The 7,384-nt window shown below is 72.3% G+C and carries 5 protein-coding genes; 4 read left to right on the top strand and 1 reads right to left on the bottom strand.

Translation table 11 applies throughout. The features are described from left to right. Nucleotides 1–78: 78 nt before the first annotated feature. The 4 genes from gmd (at nt 79) to FNQ90_RS07530 (ending at nt 5,858) form a co-directional block, all read left to right on the top strand. Entirely contained in the window at nt 79–1,092 is a 1,014-nt protein-coding gene (gmd, locus tag FNQ90_RS07545) for a GDP-mannose 4,6-dehydratase (RefSeq protein ID WP_143619410.1), read from the top strand. A 417-nt stretch (nt 1,093–1,509) separates the two neighbouring features. Beyond that, entirely contained in the window at nt 1,510–4,251 is a 2,742-nt protein-coding gene (locus tag FNQ90_RS07540; protein ID WP_323379826.1) for a LamG-like jellyroll fold domain-containing protein, read from the top strand. Between the two features lies 1 nt (nt 4,252). Beyond that, nucleotides 4,253–4,870, top strand: coding sequence for a hypothetical protein (locus tag FNQ90_RS28065; RefSeq protein ID WP_182605624.1), 618 nt, complete (start codon nt 4,253–4,255; stop codon nt 4,868–4,870). 112 nt (nt 4,871–4,982) lie between these two features. Next, the gene (locus FNQ90_RS07530; RefSeq protein WP_182605622.1) at nt 4,983–5,858 is read left to right on the top strand and encodes a glycosyltransferase family 2 protein; all 876 of its coding nucleotides are present in this window, start codon (nt 4,983–4,985) and stop codon (nt 5,856–5,858) included. A 171-nt stretch (nt 5,859–6,029) separates the two neighbouring features. Here the strand turns inward: FNQ90_RS07530 and FNQ90_RS07525 are convergent, their stop codons facing one another. Continuing rightward, nucleotides 6,030–7,217 (bottom strand): glycosyltransferase, encoded by a 1,188-nt coding sequence (locus tag FNQ90_RS07525; protein WP_182605620.1) that lies wholly within the window; start codon nt 7,215–7,217, stop codon nt 6,030–6,032. Nucleotides 7,218–7,384 lie beyond the last annotated feature (167 nt).

Here is a 7,384-nt window from a genome sequence, read left to right as displayed (position 1 = left end):
CGTCACGGCACCTTCCGCACCACCCCGTACCGGGCCGTGCCCACCGGCCCCGCCACCACCGACCGAGGGGATGACCTCATGGCGAAAACCGCGCTGATCACCGGTGTCACCGGCCAGGACGGTTCCTACCTGGCCGAGTTGTTGTTGGAGAAGGGATACCGGGTCCACGGTCTGATCCGCCGCTCGTCCTCCTTCAACACCGAACGCATCGACCACATCTACCAGGGGCCCCAGGATCCCGAACGGAGCCTGGTGCTGCACCACGCCGACCTCTCCGACGGAGTGGCGATGGTCAACCTGCTGCGCGAACTCCGGCCCGACGAGGTCTACAACCTGGGGGCCCAGTCGCACGTGCGGGTCTCCTTCGACGCGCCGCTGTACACCGGTGACGTCACCGGCCTGGGCAGCGCCCGGCTGCTGGAGGCGATCCGGGCCTCCGGGATCGACACCCGGATCTACCAGGCGTCCTCCTCGGAGATGTTCGGCTCCACTCCCCCGCCGCAGAACGAGCACACCCCGTTCCACCCGCGCAGCCCCTACGGCTGCGCCAAGCTCTACGGCTACTGGGCGACCGTCAACTACCGTGAGGCGTACGGGATGCACGCCTCCAACGGCATCCTGTTCAACCACGAGTCCCCCCGTCGCGGGGAGACCTTCGTGACCCGCAAGATCACCCGGGCGGTGGCCCGGATCCGGGCGGGCCTGCAGGACCGGCTCTACATGGGCAACCTCGACGCGGTGCGGGACTGGGGATACGCGCCGGAGTACGTCGAGGCGATGTGGCGGATGCTCCAGCAGGACGAACCGGACGACTACGTGGTGGCCACCGGGGACGCGGCGACCGTCCGACAGTTCCTGGAGGTCGCCTTCGCGGCGGCGGGACTGGACTGGTCGGCGTACGTGCGCTACGACCCGAAATACGAGCGCCCCAGCGAGGTGGACGCCCTGATCGGGGACGCGAGCAAGGCCCGCGACCGGCTGGGGTGGGAGCCCCGGGTGCGCTGGGCGCAGTTGGCCGAACTGATGGTGCGGGCGGACATCGAACTGCTGGACGCGGAGCTGTCGGGGGCGCGGGTGCGGGTGGACCGCTGATCGAGGTCCGGTCCCGGCCGGTGCCCGCTTCGCAGGTCACCGCGGGGCCCTCCGCGCCGATACCCCCGTCGGACCCTCCCGACACGACCACCCGACAAGCCCTCCCGCCTCACGGGCTTTCCGGACCAGGCGGACCTTCACGACCATTCGGGTCTTCCCGACCTCTTCGGAACCTTCCCCGAAGCGCGGACACGGGTCCGTGGCCGGCTCTAGGGTTCCGCTGACCGCCTGACCGAGTGTCAGACACAACCAACTGATCACACCCGTCCGTGATCGATATTCGACCATTACACGAGCGGGTGCGATCGGATCCGGATCACCCACCGGATCCCGAACACCGGTCCCGAACTTCCCGGGACCCGTAGCACTAGTGGGGGCACCATGAAACCGAGCCGTGGCAGCACGACGAGACGGGTGGTGACGGCCTCGGCCGTGCTCACCCTCGCCCTCGGCGCCCTGGCGGGAGCGGAGACCGCCGTCTCCCCGCCCGCCGAGGCACTGACCCCGCCGGTCGCCATGACCGCCGACAACCTGCCGACCTGGCAGACCAACGGCATCGTCTGGGCGCTGGCCGAGTCCGACGGCGTGATCTTCGCCGGGGGATCCTTCACCACCATCCGTCCGCCGGGAGCCGCCCCCGGCACGCAGGAGAGGCCCGTGCGCAACTTCGTGGCCCTCGACGCCGCCACCGGCGTGCCGATCGAGGGCTGCGCGCCGGAGTTCACCGTCGGCTCGGGCATCGAGACGGTGCGGGCGCTGACCGTCTCCCCCGACGGGGAGACGCTGTACGTCGGCGGACGCTTCGGCGCCGTCGACGGCATCGGCGCCTCCTCCGTCGCGGCCATCGACCTCTCCACCTGCACCCCCAAGCCCTTCTCCGCCGGGGCGAGCAATACCGTGCACGCGCTCGCGGCCACGGACGACCGGGTCTACCTGGGCGGTGACTTCGTCCAGCTCAACGGGCAGCAGCGCCGGTATTTCGGGGCCGTGGACACCACCGGCGCCCTGGTGCCCGGCTGGGTCGCCGACGGCGACGAGCCCGGCCGCGCGCTGGCCCTGACCCACGACGGGGAGAACGTCGTGCTGGGCGGCGACTTCTTCACGATCAACGGCGTCAACTCGCACGCCCTGGCCATCGTGGACGCCGGCAACGCGGCGATGACCCGGGCCTACCCGCTGGGCTTCATCGAGACCCGCTCGGTCGTGAAGGACCTGCACGCCGACGCCACCGGCATCTACACCGCCAACGAGGGCACCGGCGGCGGTGTCTTCGACGGCCGGATCGCCATCGAGCCGGACACCCACGACCAGCGGTGGCGGGACACCTGCCTGGGCGCCACCCAGGCCGTCCAGGTGTACCGGGACGTCCTGTACAGCGGGCACCACGCCCACGACTGCTCCTCGATGGGGTCCTTCCCCAATCAGCCGCGCTTCCACCTGTTCGCGCAGTCGGTCCACGACCCGACCCTGCTGGGGTGGTTCCCCGACACCAACGACGGGCTGGGCGAGCGGATCGGCCCGCGCGCCATCACCGTCTCCGAGGAACACCCGACCACCGGTCTGGACTACATGTGGGTCGCGGGGGAGTTCACCGCCGTCAACGGCTCCCCGCAGTGGGGACTGACCCGCTTCGCGAGCGAACCGGACACCGGTAACCCGCTGACCCCCGAGGCGCACGCCTTCAGCCACGTCCCCGGGGAGATCGAGGTGACCTGGCGGTCGAGCCTGGACCTCGACGACAGCCTGCTCACCTACCGGGTGTACCGCAACAACTCCGCCCTGCCCGTCCACACCGTGCAGGGCTCCTCGGTGCCCTGGCGCCGGCCCCAACTGTCCTTCACCGACACCTCGGTCACCGAGGGCGTGACCTACAGCTACCGGATCACCGCCACCGACGCGGCGGGCAACACCAGCACCCTGTCCCCCGCCGTCTCCGCCACCGCCGCCTCCTCCACCCAGCCGTACGTGCAGGCGGTCCTGGCCGACAGGCCTGTGCTGTACTGGCGCAGCGACGAGACCACCGGCAACTTCGCCTCCGACGCCTCGGGGAACGACAACTCCGGTGTCCACCGGGGAGGTCCGCAGCGCGGCGTGCTCCCCCCGGCCGTCAACGGCCCCTCCGCCGCCGCCATCGGTCACAACGGCAGCTCCACCTACACCTACAGCGACACCCCCTTCCGCTCCACCAACCTCTTCTCGGTGGAGACGTGGTTCCGCACCACCACCACGCAGGGCGGCAGGCTCATCGGCTACGGCAACCGCATCCTGGAGAACAGCAGCATGCGGGATCGCCACGTCTACATGCGCAACGACGGCCGACTGGTCTTCGGCGTGAACAGCGGGAGTCTGCGCACCGTCACCACCAACGCCTCCTACAACGACGGGCAGTGGCACCACGTGGTGGCGACCCTGGGCAGCAACGGCATGCGGCTGTACGTGGACGGGCAGCAGCAGGCGGTCAACACCTCCTACACCTCCGCCCAGAACTACGGCTCGACCCCCGGCTTCTGGCGGGTCGGCGGCGACTCGTTGGCCAGTTGGCCCAACCGACCGACCACCGACTACTTCCAGGGACAGCTGGACGAGATCGCGGTCTACTACTCCACTCTCTCGGCCGCTCGGGTGAACGCCCACTTCCAGGCCGCCTCGGTGCCCTCGGACACGGTGGTGGAGGCGGTACCGACCGCCGACACCTACGTCAACCAGGCCGCCCCCAACAACGTGCACGGCACGCACCAGCAACTCGCCGTGCGCAGCTCGCCCGCCTACGAGAGCTACCTGCGGTTCGATGTCCCCGCCGCGCCGCCGGGCACGGTCCTGAAGGCCGCCACGCTGCGGATCCGGCTGACCAACGACGCCCACGCGGGGTCCGAGGACGACCAGATCGTCGTGCCGGTGGTCGGCGACTGGAGTGAGGCCGGAACCAGTTGGAACACCAGGCCCGAACTCGGCACCGACATCCTGGGCACCCTCACCGGGGCGAACGCCCCCGGCGCGGTGCACGGCATCCCGCTGGACACCGCGGCGGTGACCGCGGCGCTCGGCGCGGAACTCGACCTGGCCGTGGTGGGCGAGGGGCCCTCCAGCCTCTGGTTCTGGTCCCGGCAGGCATCGAGCGCCAACCAGCCGCGACTGCTGCTCACCTTCGGGGCGCCCTGAGATGCGCGGGCGCTGTTTCCGCGCGGGTGTCGTGACGGTCGCCCTGGCGACCGTCACGGCGCTCGGAGCGTGCGGGGGCTCCGGTGGGAACGCCGACACCACCGGGGCCGCGGCGGCGGAACGGTCGACCGGGGCGACCCCGACGGCCGGGGACGACCCCGCGGCCGGCGACCCGGACCCGATCGAGGAGAACCCCGAGGGCACCGGTGTCACCGGTGACACCGGTGACGCCGACGAGGGAGGGAAGGGGCAGGGCGAGAGGGACGGGAAGGGCGACGACCGGAAGGGCCCCGCCCCCGAGCCGGACGACGGGGCAGAGGACGCGCCGTCGATGGGCCGGATCGGCCAACCCGCCCCCGACCAGGCGCCGGCCGTGGAGGACCGCCCCTTCTCCGCCGAGGAGCGGGAGTACCTCGACGGCCGGGTCCCCCGGGGAGCCGACCCGGCACCGATCCTCCAGGCCGGCCTGGAGACCTGCCAACGCCTGGGCTATCTCTCCCGGCACGACCCCGAGGGCGCCGTGGAGGCGTTGCGCGAGGGGGAGATCCCCGGGGCCGAGGAGGCCGTCCCCACCCTGTGCCCCGAGCACCGGGACCTGCTGGACCGGTCCCGCCGCTGAGCCGGCGGCACCGGTGAACCACCCGGTCGCCGCGGACCCGACCCCGGGTCCGCGGCGACCGGCCCACGACCACGGGGCGGAGCCCCGCGAGCGACCAGGGAGTGAGCGCGTCATGACGAGGCTGCCGATCGTGGTGGTGATTCCCACGAAGAACGAGGAGCGCAACATCGCCGGAACGGTGCGCTCGGTCATCGACCACTTCGAGGCGGTGGTCGTGGTGGACTCCGACAGCACCGACGCCACCCGGGAGCTGGCGGGGGCGGAGGGTGCCGAGGTCGTCCCCTACACCTGGGACGGCAAGTACCCCAAGAAGAAACAGTGGTGCCTGGATCACGTCCGACCGGACATCGACTGGGTGTTGTTCGTCGACGGCGACGAGGCACCGAGTCCGAAGCTGCTGGCCGAACTGCGGCACGTCTTCCTGGACGGCCGGCCGGTCCGTCCGGCGGCCTTCGACATCCCCCTGGGGTACTGGTTCGCCGGACGTCGGCTGCGGCACGGCTACACCATCGTCAAGCGGGCGCTGGTCGACCGGACCCGCACCCGGTTCCCCGAGCCCGACGACCTGGACGCGCCGGGCATGGGTGAGCAGGAGGGGCACTACCAGCCGCTCGCCGACCCGGTGCACCGGCTGTCCGGGACACTGGAACACAACGACCTGGACCCGGTGGGCACCTGGTTCGACCGGCACAACCGGTACGCGCAGTGGGAGGCATGGCTGGAGTGCCGGCCGGAGGTGCGCGAGCAGATCCGCACCGCGAAGACCCGGGCGGGGCAGTTGTTCCACCGCGCCCCGTTCAAGCCACTGGTGTCCTTCGCCTACGGCTACGTGCTCAAGCGGGGGTTCCTGGACGGTCGGGCCGGGTTCGACTACGCCCTGGGGCTGAGCCTCTACCGCTGGCAGATCGGGGTGCGGGCGCGCGAGATGGCCCGCCTGGAGCGGGAGTCGGGCGCCGAACGGCCGGAGCCGGGGGCGCTTCCGCGCTGAGCGGTCGCCGGGTGCCCGGCCCGCCGACCCGACGCCCCCACGGAGCGGACGCGAATCCGTCGGGCTCCGCGCGGCCCGGCCCGGACGGTGGCGGCCAACCGAACGGCGCGCACGTCGCCGGGCCCCTCCGGTCGGTGCCCGGCCGCTCCGGTCGGCGCCCGCCCCGCCTCCTCAGCCGGCGGCCCGACGGGCCAGCACGTCCCGGTAGATGCCGCGCAGGGTGTCGGCGACGATGCCGTCGGTGAACCGCTCGGCGATCAGCGCGGGTCCGGCCGCGGACGCCTCCGCGTGGGCCTCCGGCTCCAGCAGTTCCAGGATCGCGCGGCCGACCGCCCCGCCGTTGTCGGCGGCCTCCGCCGGGTCGCTGTCCACCACCCGCCCGGCGCCGGAGGCCGCCACGTCGGGGGACAACCCGCCGGTGCGGGTGACCACCACCGGCAGCCCCACCGACATCGCCTCCAGGATGGAGACGGCGAACGGCTCGAAGGTGGAGGGCAGCACGTAGACGTCCGCCTCCCGCATCCGCAGCAACAGCTCGTCGTGGTCCAGGGCCCCGAGGTACTCCAGGGAGCCGCCCACCCCGAGGCGGTCGGCGAGCGCGAGCATCTCGTCGGCGAGCGGGCCGGTGTCGGGGCCGGCCATCAGGAAGCGGGCGTCGGGCACCTTCTCCAGCACGGTCGGCATGGCGGTGACGAAGTCACGCGGGCGCTTGACCCGCTGCACCCGGGCGGCGAACAGGATCGTCGGCGGCCGTCCGGGCTCGCCGGTCCGCGGGTCGGAGCGCTCCGGCACCCCGTTGACCAGCCGGTGGGCCGGGGCGAGCGGGTCGGGGGCGACCACCTCGGCGGTGGCATGGCGCTCGGACTCCGTCAGGTACAGCAGGGCGTCGGCCCGCCGCAACACGCGGCGGGTACCCAGCACGTCCACCAGCCGGGCGGGCGGCTTGTCGGTGGGGTCGACCATGCCGTGGGTCTGCAGGACCAGCGGGCGGCGCAGGGCGAGGGCGAGCAGGGCAACCGGCAGGGTGATGAGGTCGCGCATCAGGTGGACGTGCACGATGTCGGCCGAGCGCAGGTATGCCGGGGCGTTGGCGAGCAGCGCGGGTGAGGTGATGCCGCTGACCTCGAAGCGGGGCAGGACGTGGCGGGCCGGGAAGAGCTTGACCGGCACGTCGTCCACGCGGCGCGGCAGGAACTCCGCCCGTCCTCCCGGACCGTCGGCGAAGCCGTCACCGAGGGCGAGGACCACGGCCTCGTCCCCGCCCGCCCGCAGGCTGCGGCAGAGGTTGAGCGCCACCCGGGTGGGCCCGCCGAAGGCGTGGGTGGGCGTGTGCAGCGTGACGACGTGCAGGACTCTCACGTGGGTTCCCCTCCCGAAACGGCGCGCCCTCCCCTGCGGCGCGACCCGCCAAGCCTAGTCAAACGTCCTTCCCCCGGGGCGCGTTCGACCGAACAGGGGTCCGGAAACCACCCCTGTCCGGGGGTTCCGGCGCCTAGACTCCCCAAGGACGCCGAAGGGGCCCGGGG

It is taken from the genome of Streptomyces alkaliphilus, assembly GCF_014141535.1.
GTDB classification, from domain to species: Bacteria; Actinomycetota; Actinomycetes; order Streptomycetales; family Streptomycetaceae; genus Streptomyces; species Streptomyces alkaliphilus.
This window is presented reverse-complemented; position numbering and strand designations above follow the sequence as displayed.